The 21,847-nt window shown below is 70.4% G+C and carries 17 protein-coding genes; 10 read left to right on the top strand and 7 right to left on the bottom strand.

Going from position 1 to position 21,847, the window contains the following annotated elements; all coding sequences use genetic code 11:
* Nucleotides 1-192: 192 nt before the first annotated feature.
* The 6 genes from OG562_RS28105 (at nt 193) to OG562_RS28080 (ending at nt 7,318) form a co-directional block, all read left to right on the top strand.
* The gene (locus tag OG562_RS28105) at nt 193-1,221 is read left to right on the top strand and encodes an ABC transporter permease (protein ID WP_266402607.1); all 1,029 of its coding nucleotides are present in this window, start codon (nt 193-195) and stop codon (nt 1,219-1,221) included.
* A gap of 81 nt (nt 1,222-1,302) precedes the next feature.
* Complete coding sequence (locus OG562_RS28100) at nt 1,303-3,063, top strand: ABC transporter substrate-binding protein (RefSeq protein WP_266402605.1); 1,761 nt, start codon at nt 1,303-1,305, stop codon at nt 3,061-3,063.
* A 105-nt stretch (nt 3,064-3,168) separates the two neighbouring features.
* Nucleotides 3,169-4,149, top strand: a complete 981-nt coding sequence (locus OG562_RS28095; RefSeq protein ID WP_266402603.1) for an ABC transporter permease — start codon at nt 3,169-3,171, stop codon at nt 4,147-4,149.
* A 49-nt stretch (nt 4,150-4,198) separates the two neighbouring features.
* On the top strand, nt 4,199-5,236 hold the full coding sequence (locus OG562_RS28090) for an ABC transporter ATP-binding protein (RefSeq protein WP_266402601.1): 1,038 nt from the start codon (nt 4,199-4,201) through the stop codon (nt 5,234-5,236).
* A 26-nt stretch (nt 5,237-5,262) separates the two neighbouring features.
* A complete protein-coding gene (locus OG562_RS28085) occupies nt 5,263-6,324 on the top strand; it encodes an ABC transporter ATP-binding protein (protein ID WP_266402598.1) in 1,062 nt (353 codons plus the stop codon).
* Nucleotides 6,325-6,532: 208 nt separating this feature from the next.
* On the top strand, nt 6,533-7,318 hold the full coding sequence (locus OG562_RS28080; RefSeq protein WP_266402595.1) for a BTAD domain-containing putative transcriptional regulator: 786 nt from the start codon (nt 6,533-6,535) through the stop codon (nt 7,316-7,318).
* Between the two features lie 20 nt (nt 7,319-7,338).
* Here the strand turns inward: OG562_RS28080 and OG562_RS28075 are convergent, their stop codons facing one another.
* Nucleotides 7,339-10,683: a BTAD domain-containing putative transcriptional regulator gene (locus tag OG562_RS28075; protein WP_266402593.1), complete on the bottom strand. Its 3,345-nt coding sequence runs from the start codon at nt 10,681-10,683 to the stop codon at nt 7,339-7,341.
* A 127-nt stretch (nt 10,684-10,810) separates the two neighbouring features.
* Between OG562_RS28075 and OG562_RS28070 the strand changes: the two genes are divergently transcribed.
* The 3 genes from OG562_RS28070 to OG562_RS28060 are packed head-to-tail and all read left to right on the top strand — an operon-like array spanning nt 10,811 to nt 14,134.
* Nucleotides 10,811-11,281, top strand: a complete 471-nt coding sequence (locus tag OG562_RS28070) for a helix-turn-helix transcriptional regulator (protein WP_266402590.1) — start codon at nt 10,811-10,813, stop codon at nt 11,279-11,281.
* Nucleotides 11,282-11,291: 10 nt separating this feature from the next.
* Nucleotides 11,292-11,702, top strand: a complete 411-nt coding sequence (locus tag OG562_RS28065; RefSeq protein WP_266402589.1) for a VOC family protein — start codon at nt 11,292-11,294, stop codon at nt 11,700-11,702.
* Between the two features lie 2 nt (nt 11,703-11,704).
* On the top strand, nt 11,705-14,134 hold the full coding sequence (locus OG562_RS28060; protein WP_266402587.1) for an excinuclease ABC subunit UvrA: 2,430 nt from the start codon (nt 11,705-11,707) through the stop codon (nt 14,132-14,134).
* On the opposite strand, the gene OG562_RS28055 is transcribed toward OG562_RS28060, so the two are convergent.
* Nucleotides 14,119-15,015 carry a ThiF family adenylyltransferase gene (locus tag OG562_RS28055; protein ID WP_266402586.1) on the bottom strand — a complete coding sequence of 299 codons (897 nt, stop codon included), beginning with the start codon at nt 15,013-15,015 and terminating at the stop codon, nt 14,119-14,121. The two genes, OG562_RS28060 and OG562_RS28055, sit on opposite strands and share 16 nt — an antisense overlap.
* 222 nt (nt 15,016-15,237) lie before the next feature.
* On the bottom strand, nt 15,238-15,744 hold the full coding sequence (locus tag OG562_RS28050) for a DinB family protein (RefSeq protein ID WP_266402585.1): 507 nt from the start codon (nt 15,742-15,744) through the stop codon (nt 15,238-15,240).
* 101 nt (nt 15,745-15,845) lie between these two features.
* Here OG562_RS28050 and OG562_RS28045 point away from each other — a divergent pair, with 101 nt between their 5' ends.
* Nucleotides 15,846-16,592, top strand: coding sequence for a trans-aconitate 2-methyltransferase (locus tag OG562_RS28045; protein WP_266402583.1), 747 nt, complete (start codon nt 15,846-15,848; stop codon nt 16,590-16,592).
* Nucleotides 16,593-16,703: 111 nt separating this feature from the next.
* On the opposite strand, the gene OG562_RS28040 is transcribed toward OG562_RS28045, so the two are convergent.
* From OG562_RS28040 to OG562_RS28025, 4 genes are all read right to left on the bottom strand, one after another.
* On the bottom strand, nt 16,704-17,822 hold the full coding sequence (locus tag OG562_RS28040; protein ID WP_266402582.1) for an ABC transporter ATP-binding protein: 1,119 nt from the start codon (nt 17,820-17,822) through the stop codon (nt 16,704-16,706).
* A 27-nt stretch (nt 17,823-17,849) separates the two neighbouring features.
* On the bottom strand, nt 17,850-18,911 hold the full coding sequence (locus tag OG562_RS28035) for an ABC transporter ATP-binding protein (protein WP_266402581.1): 1,062 nt from the start codon (nt 18,909-18,911) through the stop codon (nt 17,850-17,852).
* Between the two features lie 21 nt (nt 18,912-18,932).
* A complete protein-coding gene (locus OG562_RS28030; RefSeq protein WP_266402580.1) occupies nt 18,933-19,913 on the bottom strand; it encodes an ABC transporter permease in 981 nt (326 codons plus the stop codon).
* 75 nt (nt 19,914-19,988) lie between these two features.
* On the bottom strand, nt 19,989-21,797 hold the full coding sequence (locus OG562_RS28025; RefSeq protein ID WP_266402579.1) for an ABC transporter substrate-binding protein: 1,809 nt from the start codon (nt 21,795-21,797) through the stop codon (nt 19,989-19,991).
* Between the last annotated feature and the right edge of the window lie 50 nt (nt 21,798-21,847).

Here is a 21,847-nt window from a genome sequence, read left to right as displayed (position 1 = left end):
CAGACACGGAACGATTACGGCGCGCTACACGCGTAGCTACGGAACAGTCAAGACAGAGCAAAGAAGGTAAAGAGAAGACCAAGGCGGACCAGAATTTATTGACCTTGAACGAATTAGGTTGAAAAAGTCCCGCGTAGCCCGTAGGGGAGTGCCCTGCGGAGTCATCAGTCCCTCCCGTGGGCCAGGAGCACCATGACCCCCCCAACTCCATCAGCGGCTGCCCCGCTCGAGGTGACCGACGAGAGCGTCGAGAAGTCGACCACTTCCGACGCTCCGAAGGCCAACGAGAGCCGGTCTCCCGGGCGACTGGCATGGAAGCGCTTCAAGCGTGACCGCGCGGGCGTCATATCCGCCTTTATCGTGATCTTCTTCTTCGTGATCGCGCTCGCCGCTCCGCTGATAGCCAAGCTCTACGGCAAGGACCCGTACACCACGTACGCGAGCCAGCGGCCGGAGCTCCTCAACGCCTTCTCCTACCCCTCCGGCCCGAACGGCGGGATGAGCTCCGAGTTCTGGTTCGGCATCGAGCCCCAGCTCGGCCGGGACGTCTTCACGTTCCTGCTCTACGGCATCCGGACCTCGCTGGGCATCGCCGTCGCCGCCACCCTGCTGACCACGGTCCTCGGCGTCATCGTCGGCATCACGGCCGGCTACCTGGGCGGCAGGACCGACTACCTCGTCGGCCGGATCATCGACATCCTGCTGTCGTTCCCGTCCACGCTGTTCTTCATCGCCTTCATGCCGGTGGTCTACGGGCTGTTCGTCGCCGCCGACGAGGACGTCCCGACCTCGCTGCGGGCCACCTGTCTGATCCTCGTCCTCTCCGCCTTCGGCTGGGCCTCCATCGCCCGTCTGCTGCGCGGCCAGGTACTCGGCCTGCGCGAGCGGGAGTTCGTCGAGGCCGCCAAGATCACGGGCGCGTCACCGCGGCGCATCGTTTTCAAGGAGCTGCTGCCGAACCTGTGGACGCCGATCATCATCCAGTCCACGCTGATGCTCCCGGCCTACGTGACCGCGGAGGCGGGTCTCGCCTTCCTCGGCGTCGGCATCATCGACCCGACCCCGGACTGGGGCGTCATGATCCAGCGGGGCGCCCAGTTCTACACCGAGGACATCACGTTCATGCTCTTCCCGGGCCTGTCGATGGTGATCTTCGTCCTCGCTTTCAACCTGCTCGGCGACTCGGTGCGCGACGCTCTCGACCCGAAGTCCAAGCGGTAACACCCAGCTCCACCACCGGCCCGGTTCAACGACGTCCGGCTGGTCCCGACCGTCCCGATTGACCTACTAGGCAGGCTCTCCATGTCCTTTTCCCGCAGAAACTTCATGATCGCCACCGGTGTGGTCGCAGCCTCCACCACGGTGCTGTCCGCCTGCAGCAGCGGCAGCGAGGGCGGCTCCGGCAACGCCAAGGCCCCCAAGGTCACCGGCACCAAGAAGACCGAGATCCCGGTCGGCACCAAGGCCGACTCCACGGGTCCGGCTCCGGAGGTCACGGGCGCGGTCAAGGGCGGGACGATCTACTCTCTCGACCAGTTCGACATGGACCACCTGGACCCGGCGCAGATCTACTCCTCGACCACCGGCGCCATCACCGTCCCGATCCTGCGCGGTCTGACCGGCTACAAGATCGACGACAAGGGCGGCGCCACGCTGGTCGGCGACCTCGCCACCGACGCCGGAACCATGAAGGACGGCGGCAAGACCTGGTCCTTCACCCTGAAGGACGGCCTGAAGTGGGAGGACGGCTCCGAGGTCACCGGCGACGACGTCCGCCACACCTTCGAGCGCATCTACGCCACGTTCATCACCGAGGGCCCCCGCTACGTCCAGAACTGGCTCGAGGGCGCGAAGGACTACAAGGGCCCCTACGGCGGCAAGCACCTCGACTCCATCGAGGTCTCCGGCAAGACCGTCACCTTCCGCCTCAGCGAGGCCCGCGGCGACTTCAACTTCACGCTCGCGATGCGCGGTTACGCCCTGGTGCCCAAGGCCAAGGACACCAAGGAGAAGTACGACAAGCAGCCCTTCTCCTGCGGCCCGTACCGCATCGACAGCCGCAGCATCGGCAAGTCGATGACCTACGTGCGCAACGAGCACTGGGACGCCAAGACGGACCCGATCCGCAACGCCTACCCGGACAAGTTCCTCTTCCAGTACGGCTTCGAGCTGCTGGCGTCGACCGACCGCTACATCGCGGACAAGGGCAACGACCAGTACACGATGTCGATCTTCAACGAGATCGCCCCTGAGCGCATCGCCCAGGTCCTGACCAACGCCACGCTGAAGAAGCGCGTCCTCACCGCGATCGACACGGTCACCTACTACTGGCCGATCAACACCAAGCGCATCACGGACGTCAAGATCCGTCAGGCGATCAACTGGGCGTGGCCGCACCAGCAGCTGCAGACCATCCGCGGCGGCGCCTCCACCAGCGAGCTGGCCACCACGATCCTCAGCCCGGTGACCCCCGGTTACGAGAAGTTCGACCTGTACGGCGTGGACAAGAAGCCCGGTGGCGACCCGGCCAAGGCCAAGGCCCTGCTGAAGGAAGCCGGCAAGGTGGGCCAGAAGCTGGTCATCGCCTACCAGCAGTCCGACAACGCGGTGAAGCAGGCCGTCGCCATCAAGCAGGCCCTGGAGGCGGCGGGCTTCACGGTCGTCAACAAGCAGGTCGACAAGTCGACCTTCTACACCCAGATCAGCAAGCTCGACAACGAGTTCGACCTGTTCGCCGCCGGCTGGAGCCCGGACTGGCCGGGCGGCTACTCCGTCTTCTACCCCTGCTGGTCCGGCAAGGCGGTCGCGGACGGCGGCACCAACTGGTCGCAGCTGAACGACACGAGCGTCAACAAGGCCATCGACGCCGCGTCCCTCGTCGCCGACGCGTCGGCCGCCAACAAGGCCTGGGGCGCCATCGACCGCCAGATCATGGAGCTCGCGGCCTGCGTGCCCGACTACCACTCGATCCGCAACTGGATGTACGGATCCAAGGTCGGCAACATCGTGTACGACGCCGGCAACACCTGCATCGCGCTCACCAAGCTGTACGCCATGAAGTAAGCGCGCACGATCCTCGGGGGGCGGCCGTCACGGCGGCCGCCCCCTGCGGCCCACCCCCCTCACAACTCCCCCGGCGACGGCGCCCCGTCCGGAAAGTCACGCCCCATGCTCCGCTTCCTTGTCCGCCGAGTCACCGGCGCGATGGTCATCCTGTTGATCATCAGCGCCGTCACCTTCTGGCTCTTCTACGCCGTTCCGCGTGACCCCGCCATGATGTCGTGCGGCAAGAACTGCACCCCCGACGTGCTCGCGCAGGTGCGGCACAACCTGGGCATCGACCACCCGATCCCGGTCCAGTACTGGGAGTGGCTCAAGGGCGTCTTCGTCGGCCGCGAGTACACCGGCTACGGCCACTGCGACGCGCCCTGCCTGGGCTACTCCTTCGCCAACCGCGAGCCCGTCTTCGCGACGCTCATGGACCGGCTGCCGCTGACCCTGTCGCTGGCCTTCGGCGCGGCCGTCGTCTTCCTGTTCCTCGGCGTCGGCGCGGGCATGCTCGCAGCCCTCAAGCAGGGCAAGTTCCTGGACAAGTTCGCCAGTTCGGCGTCGCTGCTCGGCTCGTCCCTGCAGATCTACTTCGTCGGCTACATCGCCATGTTCTTCCTGGTCTCGAAGCTGGGCATCCTCGACCAGCCGTCGTACACCCCGCTCACCGAGGACCCGGCCGCCTGGTTCTCCGGGCTGCTGCTGCCCTGGCTGGTGCTGGCGATCATCTTCACCGCCAACTACACCCGCATGGCCCGCTCCCAGCTGGTGGAGCAGCTCAGCGAGGACTACGTCCGCACGGCCCGCGCCAAGGGCCTGTCCCGGGCGAACGTGTTCTTCCGGTTCGCCTGGCGCGGTGCGATGGGCCCGATCGTCACGGTCTTCGGCATCGACCTGGGCACGCTCATCGGCGGCGCGATCATCACCGAGTCGACCTTCAGCCTCCAGGGCATCGGCCGGCTCGCGGTGCACTCCGTGGACCAGAGCGATCTGCCGATGCTGCTGGGCGTCACCGTGCTGGCCTCCGGTGCGATCGTGTTCTTCAACATCGTCGTCGATGCCGTCTACGCGCTCATCGACCCGCGGATCCGGCTCGCCTGACCTCCGCCGTAGCCCCCTACCCCCCGCATCACCCCCCAGGAGCGTCCCCGTGACGAGCACCGATCAGCAGCCCTTCCTCTCCGTCAGGGACCTGAAAGTTCACTTCTCCACCGAGGACGGCGTCGTCAAGGCCGTCGACGGTCTCTCGTTCGACCTGCTGAAGGGCAAGACGCTCGGCATCGTGGGCGAGTCGGGCTCCGGCAAGTCGGTCACCAACCTGGCCGTCCTGGGTCTGCACGACCGCGACCGCACCGCGATCGAGGGCGAGATCGTCCTCGACGACAAGGAGCTGCTGACGGCCTCCGAGAAGGAGCTGGAGCGGCTGCGCGGCAACAAGATGGCCATGATCTTCCAGGACGCCCTGGCCTCGCTGTCGCCGTTCCACACCATCGGCAAGCAGATCAGCGAGACGTACCGCAAGCACACCGGCGCCTCCAAGAAGGAGTCGCGTGCCCGGGCCATCGAGATGCTGACGCGGGTGGGGATCCCGCAGCCGGAGACCCGGGTGGACGACTACCCGCACCAGTTCTCCGGCGGTATGCGCCAGCGCGCGATGATCGCGATGGCGCTGGTGTGCGACCCCGAGCTGCTGATCGCCGACGAGCCGACCACGGCCCTCGACGTGACCGTGCAGGCCCAGATCATGGACCTGCTCAAGGACCTCCAGCAGGAGTTCGGCACCGCGATCATCTTCATCACCCACGACCTGGGCGTCATCGCCGACATCGCCGACGACGTGCTGGTGATGTACGGCGGCCGGTGCGTGGAGCGCGGCACCAAGCGGGAGGTGCTGCGCTCGCCGCAGCACCCGTACACGCTGGGGCTGCTGAGCTCGATGCCGAGCCTGGACCACCCGGTGGACGTGCCGCTCAACCCGATCCCGGGTTCGCCGCCGTCGCTGCTGAACCCGCCCTCGGGCTGCCGCTTCCACCCGCGGTGCGCCTTCGCCGACAAGGTCGACGGGGGCCGGTGCGCCAAGGAGAGTCCGCTCCTGGAGCTCACGGACGGACGGGGTTCCGCCTGCCACCTGACTGCCGACCAGCGCGCCGAGTTCTTCGCCGAACTCGCCGGCAGCGCGGCGAACTGACGTACAAGAGACGGGATTTCACCACCATGAGCAGCACCACTCCCCTCCTGGACGTCTCCGGGCTCACCAAGCACTTCCCGATCAAGGGCGGCTTCCCGATCCGGCGGACGGTCGGCGCCGTGCAGGCCGTCGACGGGCTCGACTTCCAGGTCGCCGAGGGCGAGAGCCTCGGCCTGGTCGGCGAGTCCGGCTGCGGCAAGTCGACGACGGGCCGGCTGATCACCCGGCTCCTGGAGCCGACCGGCGGGACGATCTCGTACCGCGGTCAGGACATCACGCACGCGGGACGCAAGCAGCTGGCGCCGATCCGGTCCGAGATCCAGATGATCTTCCAGGACCCGTACGCGTCGCTGAACCCGCGCCAGACCGTCGGAAAGATCATCTCCGGTCCGATGGAGATCAACGACATCCACCCGGCCGGCGGGCGCGAGGCGCGCGTGCGGGAGCTGCTGGAGATCGTCGGCCTCAACCCCGAGCACTACAACCGCTTCCCGCACGAGTTCTCCGGCGGTCAGCGCCAGCGCATCGGCGTGGCCCGGGCGCTGGCCCTCGAACCGAAGCTGATCGTGGCCGACGAGCCGGTCTCCGCGCTCGACGTGTCCATCCAGGCGCAGGTCGTCAACCTGCTCCAGAAGGTGCAGCGGGACCTGGGCATCGCCTTCGTCTTCATCGCCCACGACCTGGCCGTCGTACGGCACTTCTCGCAGCGCGTCGCGGTCATGTACCTCGGCCGGATCGTCGAGATCGCCGACCGCGACGACCTGTACGGCAACCCGCGCCACCCCTACACCCGGGCGCTGCTGTCGGCCGTGCCCGAGGCCACGGTGGAGGACGAGGGAGCCCCGGCCCGGGAGCGCATCCGCCTGGTCGGCGACGTGCCCTCGCCCATCAACCCGCCCTCCGGCTGCCGGTTCCGCACCCGCTGCTGGAAGGCGACGGACAAGTGCGCGTCCGAGGCCCCGCCGCTGGTGCAGGTGGAGGGCAACAAGCCCGGTCACCTGACGGCGTGCCACTACCCCGAGACGGCGGACGCCCAGGTCACCGTGCCCGCTCCCCGTCTCTCCAAGGACCCCGAGGCGGCGGTCTGACACACCCCTTTACCGTCAGTCGCCTCCTTTCGGAGCGGACATTCCCGGCCCATTGACCCGAGCCCACGAACGTCCGGTCCAGGGGAACGAAGGCCCGCGCTCACCCGGCGCGGGCCTTCACTCTTTCCACCCGTGCAGCATCCATGCGCCAGCCGAACACCCGCCGCGCACAGTAGAGACTCCAGTGGTTCGAGGTACGGGGAAAGCCATGGAAATTCAGCTGCTCGGCTGCGTCGAGGCACGCGCCCACTCCGGCGACAAACTGCCGCTGCCGCACGGCACCAGGCTGCTGCTGGCGGCGCTGGCGTGGGCCCCGGGCACGTTCGTGTCCGACGAGGCGCTGATCGAGCGGGTGTGGCCGGAGCGGCGGCCCCAGCATCCTCGCGACGCCCTGTACATCCAGGCCACCCGGCTGCGCAAGGCGCTGCAGCCCGACGGACAGGCCGGCCAGGGCTTCGAACTGGCCCGCAAGCGCGGCGGTTACGTCCTCGTGGTCGACGAGCACAGCGTGGACACCTCCCGCTTCCGCGCCCTGGTACGGCAGGCGCAGCACACGGCGCGCGTCGGCGAGACCGAGGCCGCGCTCGACCTCTACGGGCGGGCCCTGGAGCTGTGGCGGGGCGAGCCGCTGTCGGACGTGCGCACGGCCTGGGCGGAGTCGGCGCGGGTGGCGCTGCGCCGCGAGCACCGGGAGGCGCTGGTCGGCAGCACGGAGCTGTATCTGCGCTCGGGGCGGCACGAGGAGTGCCTGCCGCAGCTGCACTGGCTGGCGGAAATGCACCCGTTCGACGAGAAGGTCGCCGGCCTGCTGATGCTCGCCCTGTACCGGGGCGGCCGGCAGGCGGACGCCCTGGACTGCTTCCAGCTGCTGCGCCTGCGCATGGTCGACCTGCTGGGCTGCGAGCCCGGCCCGGAGGTGCGTGCCCTGCACGGGCGGATCCTGTCCGGCGACCCGCGCCTCCAGGGACGTACGGCGTACGCGGCGAGCGTCTGACCGACCCGCGTCGGGCGGCCTCAGTCCGCGAAGTGTTCGGTCAGGTACAGGGTCAGGCGGGACTCCGCGTCGAGGGGGAGGTCATGGTGACGGCGGTGGGGCAGGGGGCCTCCGGCGGCGCGGCCGCCGGGGTCGGGCGGGGGGCCGAGGCCCGCGATCGCGGAGAGCGCGGTCCCGGCCTCGGTGTGGGCGATGCGGGCCTGTTCGGCGTCGCCCTGGGCCTCGTGGGCGGACGCCAGGGCGGCGGCGGCCCGGGCGTGCACCAGGCGCTGGCCGGAGGTGTGGGCCAGCTTGACGGCCTCCGCCGCCGCGTCCTGGGCCCGGACCGGCTCGCCGGTCTCCAGCAGGGTCAGGGCGGCGGCGAGGTGGATGCGCGGGAGGGTGAGGGGGTTGCCGTCGGCCGCGAGGCGTTCGGCGCGCTCCAGGCGGTCCAGGGCCTCGGCGGGGCGGCCCTGGAAGCGGGCCAGGTCGGCGCGGGCCAGCAGGACCTCGACGAGGCCCGCGCGGTGCCCGGTGCGCTCGGCGGTCTCGAACGCGGCGTCGAGATGGTCGGCCGCCTCCTCCGCGCGGCCCGCGCGCAGCTTCACCGACGCCAGACCCACCAGCGAGTCGACCTGGCAGTTGCGGTTCTCCACCCGGCGGGAGACGGCGAGGGCGTCCTCGTAGGCGAGGAGCGCACGGTCGTCCTGGCCGGCGTCGGCGCGCACCCGGCCCAGCGCCTCCAGGGCCACGGCCTCGGTGTAGGTGGAGCCGGATTCGCGGGAGACGAGGAAGCAGGTGCGCAGCGCGCTCGCCGCCTCCGCGAACCGGGCCTGTCGCTGGAGCACCAGGGCGAGGTTGACGAGGGCCATCGCGCGGTTGTGGTGGGCGGTGTCGCCGATCAGGTCGAGGGCCGCGCAGGCCGCCTCCTCGGCCGCGTCGAGGCGGCCCAGGGCGAGGTTCAGGGACGCCGTGTTGATCAGCATGATCTCCACGTTCTTGACGTTGCCCAGGGTGCGGTAGAGCGCGAGGGCGCGGTCGTAGCAGGGCAGGGCGCGGCGCAGCTCGCCCAGGAGCTTGAGGGTGACGCCCTTGCCCTGGAGGCTGCCGGCCTCGCCGTACGTCCACCCGGCGCGGCGCGCCAGCTCCTCCGCCTCCTCGTACTCCGCCAGGGCCCCGCGCAGGTCGCCGTTGCGCCAGCGGGCGCTGCCCAGGGACAGGCACATGGAGGCCTGGCCGACCTCGTCCCCTTCGCGCGCGGCCACCTCCCGGGCGAGGCCGGCCAGCCGCATCCAGTCGGAGAGCGGGCGACGGTGGTGGAAGAGGTCCTGGAGGGCGTCCACCAGCCACCAGACGAAGCGGGCGGGGCCGTGCTCGGCGGCGTGGCCGATGGCGGCGGCGATGTCGTCCCACTCGCCGTCGAACCAGGCGTACGCCTCCTCGGCGGTGGCGAACTCCCGTGCCAGGGAGCCCTCGACGGGGCTCGGGCGCATGCGCATGACGTACAGGCCCGCGGTCGCGGCCGCGTGGACGACGCTCTGCAGATAGTGGTCGAGGACGCGTTCGACGGCGGCCGCCCGCTCCTGCGGCGCGTCCTCCGCGGCGGTGCGGTCGCGGGCGTACTCGTGCACGAGGTCGTGCCAGGCGGGGCGGCCGTGCTCGACGTCGCGCAGCAGGTGGACGCGCTGGGCCAGCCGCAGCAGGTCGGCGGTGCCCGGCTCGTCGAGCCCGGCGGCAGCGGCGGCCGCCGCGACCGACCGGCCCGTGCCCGGCAGCACGCCCAGCGAGCGGAAGGCCCGCCGCGCCTCCTGCGGCAGCACCCCGTAGGACAGGTCCAGCGCGGCCCGTACGGCGACGGACTCCTCGCCCTCGACGTGCAGCCGGGCCAGCCGGCCGCGGTCGGCGAGGTCGCGGACGTAGGCGCGGATGCTGCCCGGCCGGTCGCCGATCCAGGAGCCGGCGACGCACAGGGCGAGCGGCAGCCGGTCGCAGAGCTCGACCAGCCGGGCGGCGGCCTCCGGGTCGGCGGCGACGGCCTCCGCGCCGACCGCGCCGCTGATCAGCTCCAGGGCGGCGGCGCTGTCGAGGACGTCGCAGGAGACCCGGTAGGCCCCGTCGAGGGTGACCAGGCCGCTGAGCTTGTCCCGGCTGGTCACCAGCGTCAGGGAGCCCTCGGAGGCGGGCAGCAGCTGCCGTACGGAGGAGGCGTCGGCGACGTCGTCCAGGACGACCAGCACCCGGCGGTCCGCCAGCAGCGTCCGGTACAGCGCGGTCTGCGCCTCCGCGCCCAGCGGGATGTCGCGCGGGGCGCAGCCCAGGCCCTGGAGGAGGAGGGGCAGGGCCTCCTGAGGGGTCATCGGCTCGGCGTTGTCGAAGCCGCGCAGGTCGAGGAAGAGCTGCCCGTCGGGGAAGCGGTCGGCGACCCGGTGGGCCCAGTGCAGCGCCAGGGCGCTCTTGCCGACGCCGGCCGGGCCGACGATCAGGGCGAGGGGCTCGGCGGTGCGCAGACAGGCGTCGAGGCGGTCCAGCTCCCCGTCGCGGCCGACGAAGCGCCGTGGTGCGGGCGGGAGTTGGCGCGGGACGGGATGGGCGGGGGCGGTGGCGGCGGGGCGTCCGGGCGGGGCCGCTGCGGGGGCGCCGCCGCCTTGCAGCAGACGGCCGTGCAGGGCCCTGATGTCGTCCGACGGCTCCATGCCCAGCTCGTCGACCATGCGGCGGCGCAGCGCGGTGTACAGCTCCAGGGCCTCGGCGGTGCGGCCGTCCTGTTGGAGCGCGCGCATCAGCAGCGCGTGCGGGCGTTCGCGCAGCGGGTGGGCGGCCGTCAGCCGGAGGAGCTCGGCGATGGCCTCCCGGTGGCGGCCGGTCTCGATCTCCGCCTCCGCCATGCCCTCCCGGGCCGCGAGGTGCAGTTCGCCGAGGCGTTGCCGCTCGGCCTCGCGCACCGCCGCCTCCGACAGGTCCGACAGGGGCTCGCCCCGCCACAGCGCGAGGGCCTGTTCGCCACGGCCCCGGGCCGTGCGCCAGTCGCCGTCGGCCGCGGCCCGCGAGCCGTCCCGGATGAGGTCCTCGAAGGCGAGCAGGTCCAGTTCGTCGGGGCTCGCGTGCATGACGTATCCCGGGCGGCGGGTGGCCAGCACCTCCGGTCCCGAGGGGCCGAGCGCCCGGCGCACCTCCGCGACCAGGGCCCGTACGCGCGCCGCGCCCGCGCCCGGCGGACGGTCGTCCCACAGGCACTGAATCAGCCGGTCGACGGAGACGACGTGGTTGGCGTGCAGCAGGAGCACCGCGCACAGTGCGCGCTGCCGCCCGGTGAGCACGACGGCCCGGCCGTCGATCTCGACGTCCAGGGGTCCGAGCAGGCGGAACCTGAGCCGTGGGGTGAGCATTCACAGAACGTAATGCAGCCACGACGGCCGGGCAACGCCAGCCCCTTCCAACGGCGACCGAGGGGACGGACAGGGTCGGGATCAAGCCAACAGCTCCGCTTCGCGGCCCCGACCGCCGCCCCGTGCGATGTGGCAGGCTTCTGAGGTGACCAGCAGACCCGCCGGAGCCGCCGACCCGCAGCGCCTGCGCGACCTCGCGCGCCTGCGCCGCGTCCGCGACCGGATCGACCGGGAGTACGCGCAGCCGCTGGACGTCGAGGCCCTCGCCCGCGGGGTGCACATGTCGGCCGGACACCTCAGCCGCGAGTTCCGGGCCGCCTACGGCGAGTCGCCCTACGGCTATCTCATGACCCGCCGCATCGAGCGCGCGATGGCCCTGCTGCGCCGCGGCGACCTCAGCGTCACGGAGGTCTGCTTCGCGGTCGGCTGCCAGTCGCTGGGCACCTTCAGCACCCGCTTCAGCGAACTCGTCGGGATGCCGCCCAGCGCCTACCGGCGGCTCGCGGCGAGCGCGACGGCGGGGATGCCGTCCTGCGTGGCGAAACAGGTGACCAGACCGATCAGGAATCGAGAAGCGCCGTCCCAGAGCCCCGGCTAGCGTGACGGCCATGGACATCACGATTCACTCGAGCTTCCTCCCGCAGGACGACCCCGAGGCGGCGCTGGCCTTCTACCGCGACGCCCTCGGCTTCGAGGTGCGCAACGACGTCGGCTACGCGGGGCTGCGCTGGATCACGGTCGGCCCGGTCGGCCAGCCCGGCACGTCCATCGTCCTGCATCCGCCGGCCGCCGACCCCGGCGTCACCGAGGACGAGCGCCGCACGATCGCCGAGATGATGGCCAAGGGCACCTACGGCAGCATCCTCCTGGCCACCCCCGACCTCGACGACACCTTCGCCCGGCTCCAGGCAGGCGACGTCGAGGTCGTCCAGGAGCCGACCGAGCAGCCGTACGGGGTCCGCGACTGCGCCTTCCGCGACCCGGCGGGCAACATGGTCCGCATCCAGGAACGGCGATAGCCATGGCCGCCAGGACCCAGACGCAGACACCGACGCCGACATCGGCACCGCCCAAGACCCAGTCGTCCGAGCCGCATGTCGCCGACAGCCACGGTCTGATCCGGGTGCACGGCGCGCGCGTGAACAACCTCAAGGACGTCAGCGTCGAGATCCCCAAACGCCGGCTGACGGTGTTCACCGGCGTCTCCGGCTCCGGCAAGAGCTCGCTGGTGTTCGGCACGATCGCCGCGGAGTCGCAGCGGCTGATCAACGAGACCTACAGCGCCTTCGTCCAGGGCTTCATGCCGACGATGGCGCGGCCCGAGGTCGACGTGCTCGACGGGCTGACCACCGCGATCATCGTCGACCAGCAGCGGATGGGCGCCGACCCCCGCTCCACCGTCGGCACCGCCACCGACGCCAACGCGATGCTGCGCATCCTCTTCAGCCGGCTCGGCAGGCCCCACATCGGCTCGCCCAAGGCGTACTCCTTCAACGTCGCCTCGATCAGCGGGGCCGGCGCGGTCACCGTGGAACGCGGCGGGCAGACCGTGAAGGAGCGGCGCAGCTTCAAAATCACCGGCGGCATGTGTCCGCGCTGCGAAGGCCGCGGCGCCGTCACCGACCTCGACCTCACCCAGCTCTACGACGACTCCAAGTCGCTCAACGAGGGCGCGCTGACCGTCCCCGGCTACAAGGCGGGCGGCTGGAACTACCGGCTCTACAGCGAGTCCGGCTTCTACGACCCGGACAAGCCGATCCGCGAATACACCAAGAAGGAACTCCAGGACTTCCTCCACCGCGAGCCGACCAGGATGAAGATCGCGGGCATCAACATGACCTACGAGGGTCTGATCCCGCGGATCCAGAAGTCGATGCTCGCCAAGGACAAGGAGGGCATGCAGCCGCACATCCGGGAGTTCGTGGAGCGGGCGGTCACCTTCACCGCCTGCCCCGAGTGCGACGGCACCCGGCTCAACGAGGGGGCCCGGTCCTCGAAGATCGGGCGGATCAGCATCGCCGACGCCTGCGCGATGCAGATCAGCGACCTGGCCGCCTGGGTGCGCGACCTCGACGAGCCGTCGGTGGCCCCGCTGCTCACCACGCTCCGGCACACCCTCGAGTCGTTCGTGGAGATCGGCCTCGGCTATCTCTCGCTCGACCGCCCGGCCGGCACGCTGTCCGGCGGCGAGGCGCAGCGCGTCAAGATGATCCGCCACCTCGGCTCCTCGCTCACCGACACCACCTACGTCTTCGACGAGCCCACCATCGGCCTGCACCCCCATGACATCCAGCGGATGAACGACCTGCTGCTGCGGCTGCGGGACAAGGGCAACACGGTGCTCGTCGTGGAGCACAAGCCGGAGACCATCGCGATCGCCGACCATGTCGTCGACCTCGGTCCCGGCGCGGGCACGGCGGGCGGAGCGGTCTGCTTCGAGGGCACCGTCGAGGGGCTGCGGACCGCCGGCACGGTCACCGGCCGCCACTTCGACGACCGGGCCTCCCTCAAGGAGTCGGTGCGCAAGCCCACCGGCACGCTGGAGATCCGGGGCGCGCGGGCGAACAACCTGCGGGACGTGGACGTCGACGTCCCGCTCGGGGTCCTCGTCGTCGTCACCGGGGTCGCCGGTTCCGGCAAGAGCTCGCTGGTGCACGGCTCGATCCCGGCCGGCGCGGGCGTGGTCTCGGTCGACCAGGCCCCGATCAAGGGCTCACGGCGCAGCAACCCGGCGACCTACACCGGGCTGCTCGAGCCGATCCGCAAGGCGTTCGCCAAGGCCAACGGCGTGAAGCCGGCGCTGTTCAGCGCCAACTCCGAGGGCGCCTGCCCCACCTGCAACGGCGCCGGGGTCGTCTACACCGACCTGGCGATGATGGCCGGCGTCGCCACCACCTGCGAGGAGTGCGAGGGAAAGCGGTTCGAGGCGTCGGTGCTCGAATACCGCCTCGGCGGCCGGGACATCAGCGAGGTGCTGGCGATGTCGGTGACCGAGGCCGAGGAGTTCTTCGGCGCCGGCGAGGCCCGCGTCCCGGCCGCGCACACGATCCTCGGCCGGCTCGCCGACGTCGGCCTCGGCTACCTCAGCCTGGGCCAGCCGCTGACCACGCTGTCCGGCGGCGAACGGCAACGGCTCAAGCTCGCCACGCACCTGGGCGAGAAGGGCGGCGACCAGCCCGTCTACGTTCTCGACGAGCCGACCGCGGGCCTCCACCTCTCCGACGTCGAACAGCTGCTCGGCCTGCTCGACCGGCTCGTGGACTCCGGCAGGTCGGTCATCGTCGTGGAGCACCACCAGGCGGTCATGGCGCACGCCGACTGGATCATCGACCTCGGCCCCGGCGCCGGCCACGACGGCGGCCGGATCGTCTTCGAGGGCGCCCCGGCCGACCTCGTCGCCGACCGCTCCACCCTCACCGGCGAGCACCTGGCGGCCTACGTCGGCGCCTGATCGGCCGGACAGCCGGCCTGGGGATGGCACGACCGGCAGTCCGGGCGGGCCGGATGCCGTACGAAGACGTGCTGGTCGGGGGCGTTCAGGTGCAGGCCCCGGACATAGCCCGGCGGGGTCGTGGCGATGCCGGTGAGCAGGGAGACGACCTCGTGGGCGACGAGCTGTCCGCAGACCCCGGCGACGGGGGCCGGCGCTGGGGACGGCTTCCGGCCGGGCTCGGGCCGCTCCCCCTCGCCCGCGGCGACGCACTCGAAGCAGGGTCCTTCGGGGGCGTAGACGCCGACCGTGGCGAGGAGTCCGTCGGTTCCGGCGCAGACCCAGGGCACGCCCAGGGTGACGCAGACGCGGCTCGCCGCCTCGCGGATACGGTCGCCGTCCGTGCCGTCCGCACCGTCTGCGCCGCCTGTCCCGCCCGCCCCGTCCATCCCGTCCATCCCGTCCATCCCGTCCGTGCAGAGGGCGAAGACGTCGCAGTCCCGGACGAGCGCGGTCAGGGCCTCCTCGGTGTCGGCGCGCCGGGCCTCGTAGGTGTGGCGGCCCATGGAGTTGACGGCGGTGAGACGACGGGCGGCGACCTCCGCCTTGGGGCGGCCCAGATCGGCCTCGGTGTACAGCGACTGCCAGGCGAGATGGGGCTCCTCGACCCGCCCGGGGTCCACGAGGTGCACGGAGCCGACCCCGGCGGCGGCCAGCGACCAGGCGGCGTGGCTGCCCGCGCCGCCGACGCCGAGGACGGTCACCCGGGCGTGCTTCAGCAGGAGTTGGGAGTCCCAGGGATCGCCGGCGGGCCGCGGGTCGGCGGCGCGGAAGTAGGCGTGATTCGCACGGTAGCGCTCGCGCTCGCCCGCGGTGAGCTTCGTGTCATGCGCCTCGGACACCGGCGGCCCCTCCGAAAGCGGGGGCCCACCAGGCAGAAAAAGCGGGGCGGGCGCCGTGTTTCCCCCGTGGGTCGCCCGCCCCGCTCGAACAAGACTGCGGGCACAGCCTTTCCGCGCTCTTTCAGCGATCTTTCAGTGGTCTTTCAGTGGTCTTTCAGTGGTCTTTCACTGCCGCGGTCTTTCACTGCCCGTGGTCTCCCACTGCCCGCTTCGACGCCCGTTTCACACCCCGGTCTTCCCGTCGATCAGCTCGCGCAGGACGTCGAGGTGACCGTTGTGCCGGGCCGTCTCCTCGATCAGGTGCAGCAGGATCCAGCGGAGGTCCACCGCACGGCCGTCGCGGGCGGGCTGCTTCGCCTTGGCGTCCAGATCGTGCGCGGCGACCAACTCCCGGTACCGGGCGGCCTGTTCGTCGTACTCCGCCAGCAGCTGCGCGAGCGGGAAGTCGACCGCGATGCGCATCTCGCGGTCGGGGTCCTCGTCGGTCCACGGGCCCTCGTCCGCCTCGCCGAGGAACATCACCTGGAACCAGTAGTACTCGACCCACCGCAGATGGTTGATCAGGCCGCTCGGGGTCATCAGCGGCGAGCCGGACAGCGGCGCCTTGCGGGCGTCCCCGTCGGAGAGGTCCTCGCACTTCGCGCGGGCGGTGTCACGGGCGTAGTCGAGGAACGTGGTGAGCTGGGTGCGCTCGTCCCACGCCGGAGGCATGTCGTCTGTTCTGGTCATCGCGGGGGAGCATGTCCGGCCGCGGGCACGGTTGTCGAGGGAATTTCCCCATTGTTGTGGATCTTGTGCTGCCGTGCACCGCCGTGTGGCAGACTGCCGCGGTGGTCGATCATTCGTTCGCGGATCTCGCACTCGCCGCGCTGTACGACAGCATCAATCCGTGGGGTCCGGACGACGACTTCTATCTGGACCTCGTCAGGTCCGCCGGCACGGTGCTGGACGTCGGCTGCGGCACGGGCCGGCTGCTCGCGCGCGCCGGGAGCGACGGCCACCCGGGGCGGCTGGTGGGCCTCGACCCGGCGGCCGCGATGCTCGTCCAGGCCCGGCGGCGGGCGCCCGGCGTGGAGTGGGTGCTCGGCGACCTCCGCAGCCGGCTGTGGGACCGGGAGTTCGACCTCGTCGTGATGAAGGGGCACGCCTTCCAGGTGCTGCTCGGCGACGAGGAGGTGCGCACCGCGCTGCGGTCCGTGCGGTCGGCTCTGGGCGACGGCGGCCGGTTCGTGTTCGAGACGCGGCACCCCGGGGCGCGGGCCTGGGAGACCTGGACCCCGGACCGGGTGCGCGAGGCGACCGGCCCGGACGGCACGGTCGTACGGGTGTGGCACGAGGTCGAGGGCGTGCACGCCGGGGACCGGGTCACGTTCACCGAGACCTTCGAGAGCCCCGGCTGGCCCCGGCGCAGGGTCAGCCGCGCCACGCTCCGCTTCCTCGGCCCCGAGCCCCTCGCCGGCCTCCTCGCCGAGGCGGGACTGCGGGTGGTGGAGCAGTACGGCGACTGGGGGAGGGGGCCGTTGACCCCCGCGAGCCCCGAGATCATCACGGTGGCGGAGGCGGCCCCGACGGCTTGACGGACGCCGACGCCGACTCACCGGCACCGGCACCGCCGCCGACCCGCACACCCCCTCCCCCCGCCCAGTCCCCCGCCCCCACGCGCATCGGCGTCGATTCCGCCCCGGCGGCTACCCTTCGCCGCCCTCCTCCAGCGCAGCCAGCGCCGGGTCCAGGACGATGTCCTCCGCACGCCCCTCGATCGTCGGCTCCTCGGGGAAGTGGCAGGCCGTCAGATGGCCCTCGTGGTTGCCGGAGATCCGGACCAGCGGCGGCTCCTCGGCGGCGCACTTGTCCTGCGCCTTCCAGCACCGGGTGCGAAAGCGGCAGCCGGAGGGCGGGGAGATGGGCGACGGCACGTCTCCGGCCAGCCGGATCCGCTCCCGCCGGGGCGCGTCCCCCTCCGTGATCGCGACCTCGGGGACCGCGGAGAGCAGGGCGTGGGTGTAGGGGTGGCGTGGCCGGATGTAGATGGAGTCGCGGTCCCCGACCTCGATGATCTTGCCGAGGTACATCACGGCCACGCGCTGCGAGAAGTGCCGTACGACGGCCAGGTCGTGGGCGATGAACAGGAACGCGATGCCGAGGTCCCGCTGCACCTGCTGGAGCAGGTTCATCACCTGGGCCTGGATGGACACGTCGAGCGCGGAGACCGGCTCGTCGGCCACGATCAGCTTCGGTTCGAGGGCCAGCGCCCGGGCCACGCCGATGCGCTGGCGCTGACCCCCGGAGAACTCGTGCGGGAAGCGGTTGTAGTGCTCGGGGTTGAGGCCCACGATCTCCAGCAGCTCCCGCACCCGCTTCTCGCGCCCGCCCTCGGGCTCGATCCCGTTGATCTCCATCGGACCGGAGATGATCTTGCCGACGGTCTGGCGGGGGTTGAGGGAGGAATAGGGGTCCTGGAAGATCATCTGGATCTCGGACCGGATGGGCGCCAGCTGTTTGCGTGAGGCGCGGCTGATGTCCTGGCCGCGGTAGGTGATCGTGCCGGCCGTGGGCTCCATGAGCCGGGTGATCAGCCGCCCGGTGGTCGACTTGCCGCAGCCCGACTCCCCCACCAGGCCGAAGGTCTCCCCGACGGCCACGGTCAGGTCGATGCCGTCCACCGCCTGGACCGATCCGACGGTCCGCCGGATCGGGAAGCCGCCCTTGACCGGGAAGTGCTTGGTCAGCCCCGCCACCGCCAGCAACGGCTCCCCCTGCGGGGAGGCCTCCCTGGGTGCGGGGAGGACGAGGTCCTCTTTCTTCACGTGCTCCTCCTTGGGGCCGGCCTGTACCTACCCCAGTCGGGGCTTGATCTCTTCGACGAAGATGGTCCGCTTCTGCTCCGCCGTGAGATGGCAGGCGGAGGCGCGGTCGGGGGCGAGCAGCGGGCGTTCGTTCGCACAGCGGCCGCCGCCGACCCGGTCCTGGAAGGTGCAGCGGGGGTGGAACCGGCAGCCGGAGGGCGGGTTGAGCAGCGAGGGCGGGGCGCCGGGGATGGGGGCCAGGGGTGCGCCCAGGTCCGAGTCCAGCCGGGGCATGGAGTTCAACAGGCCCCAGGTGTACGGGTGTCGGGGTGAGCGCAGCACCTCGTTCGTGCTCCCGCGTTCGATCGCCCCGCCCGCGTACATCACCATGATGTCGTCGGCCATGTCGGCGATGACGCCCAGGTCGTGCGTGATGAACACGATGGCCGAACCGACCTCCTGCTGAAGGTCCTTGAGCAGGTCGAGGATCTGCGCCTGGACGGTCACGTCGAGGGCGGTGGTCGGCTCGTCGGCGATCAGCAGGTCGGGGTCGCAGACCAGGGCCATGGCGATCATCGCGCGCTGGCGCATGCCGCCGGAGAACTGGTGGGGGTAGTCCTTCGCCCGCTCCCGGGGGTGCGGGATGCCGACCTTGCCGAGCATCTCCACCGCCCGCTCCCAGGCGGCCTTCTTCGACGCGCCCCGGTGCTTCATATAGGGCTCGGCGATCTGGCGGCCCACCGTGTAGTACGGGGAGAGCGCGGTGAGCGGGTCCTGGAAGACCATCGCGACCTTGTTGCCGCGCAGCTTCTCCAGGTCCGACTCGCGGGCCGTGGTCAGCTCCTGTCCGTCCAGCAGGATCTCGCCCTCGACGGTGGTGAACATCGGGTTGTGCAGGCCGAGGATGGTCAGGTTGGTGACGGACTTCCCGGAGCCCGACTCGCCGACGATGCCGAGCGTCCGGCCGCGTTCGAGGTCGAAGGAGAGCCCGTCGACGGCCCGGACGACGCCGTCCTCGGTGCGGAAGCTGACGTACAGGTCCCGCACCGAGAGGAACGCGCCCGCGCCGGCCGGTACGGGGGCGCCGGCCTCCTTGGTCACAGTGGTCACGACAGTGCTCCTAACGGCGGTTCAGGAGAGCCGCACGCGCGGGTCGATGAAGGCGTAGCAGGCGTCGACGAGGATGTTGAAGATCAGGATCATGGTGGCGGAGAACAGCATCACGCCGAGCAGCAGCGGCAGATCGCTGAAGATGACGGCCTGCACGGCGAGTTGCCCGAGTCCGGGCAGTCCGAAGGTGGTCTCGGTGATGATCGCGCCGCCGAACAGGGTGCCCAGGTCGATGCCGAAGATGGTGATGATGGGGATCAGCGAGCCGCGCCAGGCGTAGCGGAAGAAGACGTAGCGGCGGGACATGCCCTTGGCGCGGGCGGTGCGCACGTGCTCCTCCTGGAGCTGCTCGATCATCGACGAGCGCGCCATACGCGTGTACTGCGCGGCGAAGATCGTCGACAGCACCACCCAGGGGATGATCAGTCCGGCGAACCAGCTGACGGGGTCGGCGGTGAACTCGTTGTACGCGGGCTTCTCGAAGGCGTGGGTCTGGTAGACGAGGACCGCGAGCGCCAGCGGGCCGAGGAAGTAGATCTGCATCGAGCTGATCACCATGGCGCCCGCGGTGAACGACTTGTCGATCAGCGTGCCCCGCTTCCAGGCGGCGATCAGGCCCGTGCTCAGGCCGATGAGCAGGAAGAAGAACGCGCCGCCCAGGGTGAGCGAGAAGGTCGTGGGCAGTCGGTCCAGGAGCGTCTCCCAGACCGGGTCGTCGGTGTGGAACGAGTAGCCGAAGCAGGGGGCCGGGCAGGGTCCCTGGATGAAGTCGTCGCTGCCGACCAGGAGGTTGTGCAGGAAGATCCAGTACTGCTCGGGGATGGACTTGTCGAGGCCGAGCACATGGTGGATGTTCTCGAGGTTGGCCGGGGTGCACGTCTTGCCGCACATCAGCAGGCCCGGGTCACGCGGCATCCCGAAGAAGATCAGGAAGGTCACGACACTGAGCAGGAAGAGGATGACGACGGCGCCGAGTGCGCGGCGTACGAGGAAGCGCAGCATGACAGGGCAGCTCTCAGACGTCGGCGGGGAGGCCGGGCACGCCCTCAGCACCGGAGGGCGTGCCCGGCGGGTGGCTTACTTGACGAACAGCCGGCGCGGGTCGATGCCGCCGATGACGTCGTCGTAGACCAGGCCGCCGATCTTGGAGCCGGCGATCTGGGTCTGCTTGTAGTACGCGGTCGGGACGACGTTGACGACGTCCTTCACGATGTACTGGTCGAGCTTCTCCCAGTCGGCCGCGGCCTGCTGCGGGTCGGTGACCTTGTTGATGCGGTCGATCTCGCTGTTGATCTTCGGGTCGTTGACCTGCGAGTAGTTCTGCGCGCCGTCGGCGATCGCACGGCCGTCGTACAGCGGCGGGATCACGGTCGAGGCGGACGGCCAGTCGGCGCCCCACGCGGTGTGGAAGATGTCGTAGTCGTTGTCCAGCTTGCTGACCTGGTCGTAGTAGGTCTCGGCCGGGATCTCCTGGCGCTGGACGTCGAAGCCGGCCTTCTCCAGGCCTGCCGCCATGGCGGTGGAGTACTGCTGGCCCTCGGGGGTGTTGATGTAGCCGAAGGTCAGCTTCATGCCGACCTTGCCGGCCTCCTCAAGGAGCTTCTTGGCCTTGGCCGGGTCGCCGGCGGGCTTCTTCTTCTTGCCCCACGGGTCGAAGGCGGCGTCGTAGCCGCTGACGGTCGGGCTGATCAGACCGCCGGCGACCTCCATCGCGTCGGTGCCGCCGAAGGCGCGGACGAACGGCGTGATGGGCAGCGCGTAGGCGATGGCCTGGCGGATCTTGATGTCCTTGAGCGCCGCGTGGCTCATGTTGATGTTCATCTGGCCGACGTAGGACTGGAAGCCGGAGACCGTGCGGGACTTCAGCGCCGGGTCCTTCAGGACGTTGGACAGGTTGCCCGCGTCGACCTGGTTGTTGAGGCTGAGGCCGGTCTGGTCGGCGCCGCTGTCGGCCAGCAGGGCCTTGGTGGAGGCCTCGAACTGCTGGTTGAAGGTGAAGTCGAACTGGTCCACGTACTGGTGGCGGATCGGGTCCGTCTTCGGGTCCCAGTTGGTGTTCTTCACCAGGATCATGGACTTGCCCGACTTGAACTCCTTGATCTTGTAGGGGCCGCTCGTCACCGGGGCCTTGTCGTACTTGGCCTGGGTGTCGCCCTTCTGGGAGACGACCGAGTAGCCCGCCATGGCCAGGGCGTACGGCAGGTCGGGGTGGGCCGTCTTGAAGTGGAAGACGATCGTCTTGTCGTCCGGCGTCTCCAGGACGGTGTCCGGGAGGTGCTTGCCCTTGTAGGGGCCGCCGGGCAGCAGCTTGCGGTAGTCGGCGCCGGGGGCGTCGGACAGCCACTGCTGGATGTAGGGCGGGCCCTGGTTGATGAAGTCGGCGAACTGTCTCTCGAAGGTGTGGCGGATGTCCTTGGACGTGATCGGCGACCCGTCCTCGAACTTGATGCCGTCCTTCAGCGTGTACGACCAGGTCTTGCCGCCGTCCGAGGTCTTGCCGGAGTCCGTGGCGAGGTCGCCGACGACCTCGTGCGCCTGGCCCTTGTCGTCGGTCGCCTTGTAGCCGGTCAGGCCTCTGTGGATCAGCTGGGAGAGCGACATCTCGTCGGAGACGTAGATCTGCCCCGGGTCGAAGTGCGCGTAGCTGTCCCGCTGGAGGACTTCGACCGTGCCGCCCGACTTGGCCCCCGCGATCTCGGCGGCGGGGCCCGTGGAGTCCTTCGCGTCACCGAACTTGATGGACGCCTGCTGCCGTTGGGCGTTCTGCTTGTCCTGTTTCTTGTCGTCGCCTGCGTCGCTGCCGCCCTTGCTGCAACCGGTGAGCACGAGAGCTCCGGCCGCGAGCACGGAAAGCGCGGCGTATGCGTGGCGTCCGCCCCTACTCATCACTCAGTTTCCACCCATCTGTGTATCACCAGTGCACGGAGTTGCCAGGA

Source organism: Streptomyces sp. NBC_01275 (assembly GCF_026340655.1).
Classification (GTDB): domain Bacteria; phylum Actinomycetota; class Actinomycetes; order Streptomycetales; family Streptomycetaceae; genus Streptomyces.
Note: the sequence above shows the minus strand (reverse complement) of the source record. Positions and strands in the feature narration are given on the sequence as shown.

Excerpts from the sequence above, each read along its gene's own strand:
- OG562_RS28030 (WP_266402580.1), bottom strand. The coding sequence starts at position 19,913 with ATGCTGCGCTTCCTCGTACGCCGCGCACTCGGCGCCGTCGTCATCCTC.
- OG562_RS28070 (WP_266402590.1), top strand. The coding sequence starts at position 10,811 with ATGTGGCAGGCTTCTGAGGTGACCAGCAGACCCGCCGGAGCCGCCGAC.
- OG562_RS28095 (WP_266402603.1), top strand. The coding sequence starts at position 3,169 with ATGCTCCGCTTCCTTGTCCGCCGAGTCACCGGCGCGATGGTCATCCTG.
- OG562_RS28080 (WP_266402595.1), top strand. The coding sequence starts at position 6,533 with ATGGAAATTCAGCTGCTCGGCTGCGTCGAGGCACGCGCCCACTCCGGC.
- OG562_RS28060 (WP_266402587.1), top strand. The coding sequence starts at position 11,705 with ATGGCCGCCAGGACCCAGACGCAGACACCGACGCCGACATCGGCACCG.
- OG562_RS28085 (WP_266402598.1), top strand. The coding sequence starts at position 5,263 with ATGAGCAGCACCACTCCCCTCCTGGACGTCTCCGGGCTCACCAAGCAC.
- OG562_RS28105 (WP_266402607.1), top strand. The coding sequence starts at position 193 with ATGACCCCCCCAACTCCATCAGCGGCTGCCCCGCTCGAGGTGACCGAC.
- OG562_RS28025 (WP_266402579.1), bottom strand. The coding sequence starts at position 21,797 with ATGAGTAGGGGCGGACGCCACGCATACGCCGCGCTTTCCGTGCTCGCG.
- OG562_RS28050 (WP_266402585.1), bottom strand. The coding sequence starts at position 15,744 with ATGACCAGAACAGACGACATGCCTCCGGCGTGGGACGAGCGCACCCAG.
- OG562_RS28075 (WP_266402593.1), bottom strand. The coding sequence starts at position 10,683 with ATGCTCACCCCACGGCTCAGGTTCCGCCTGCTCGGACCCCTGGACGTC.
- OG562_RS28100 (WP_266402605.1), top strand. The coding sequence starts at position 1,303 with ATGTCCTTTTCCCGCAGAAACTTCATGATCGCCACCGGTGTGGTCGCA.
- OG562_RS28065 (WP_266402589.1), top strand. The coding sequence starts at position 11,292 with ATGGACATCACGATTCACTCGAGCTTCCTCCCGCAGGACGACCCCGAG.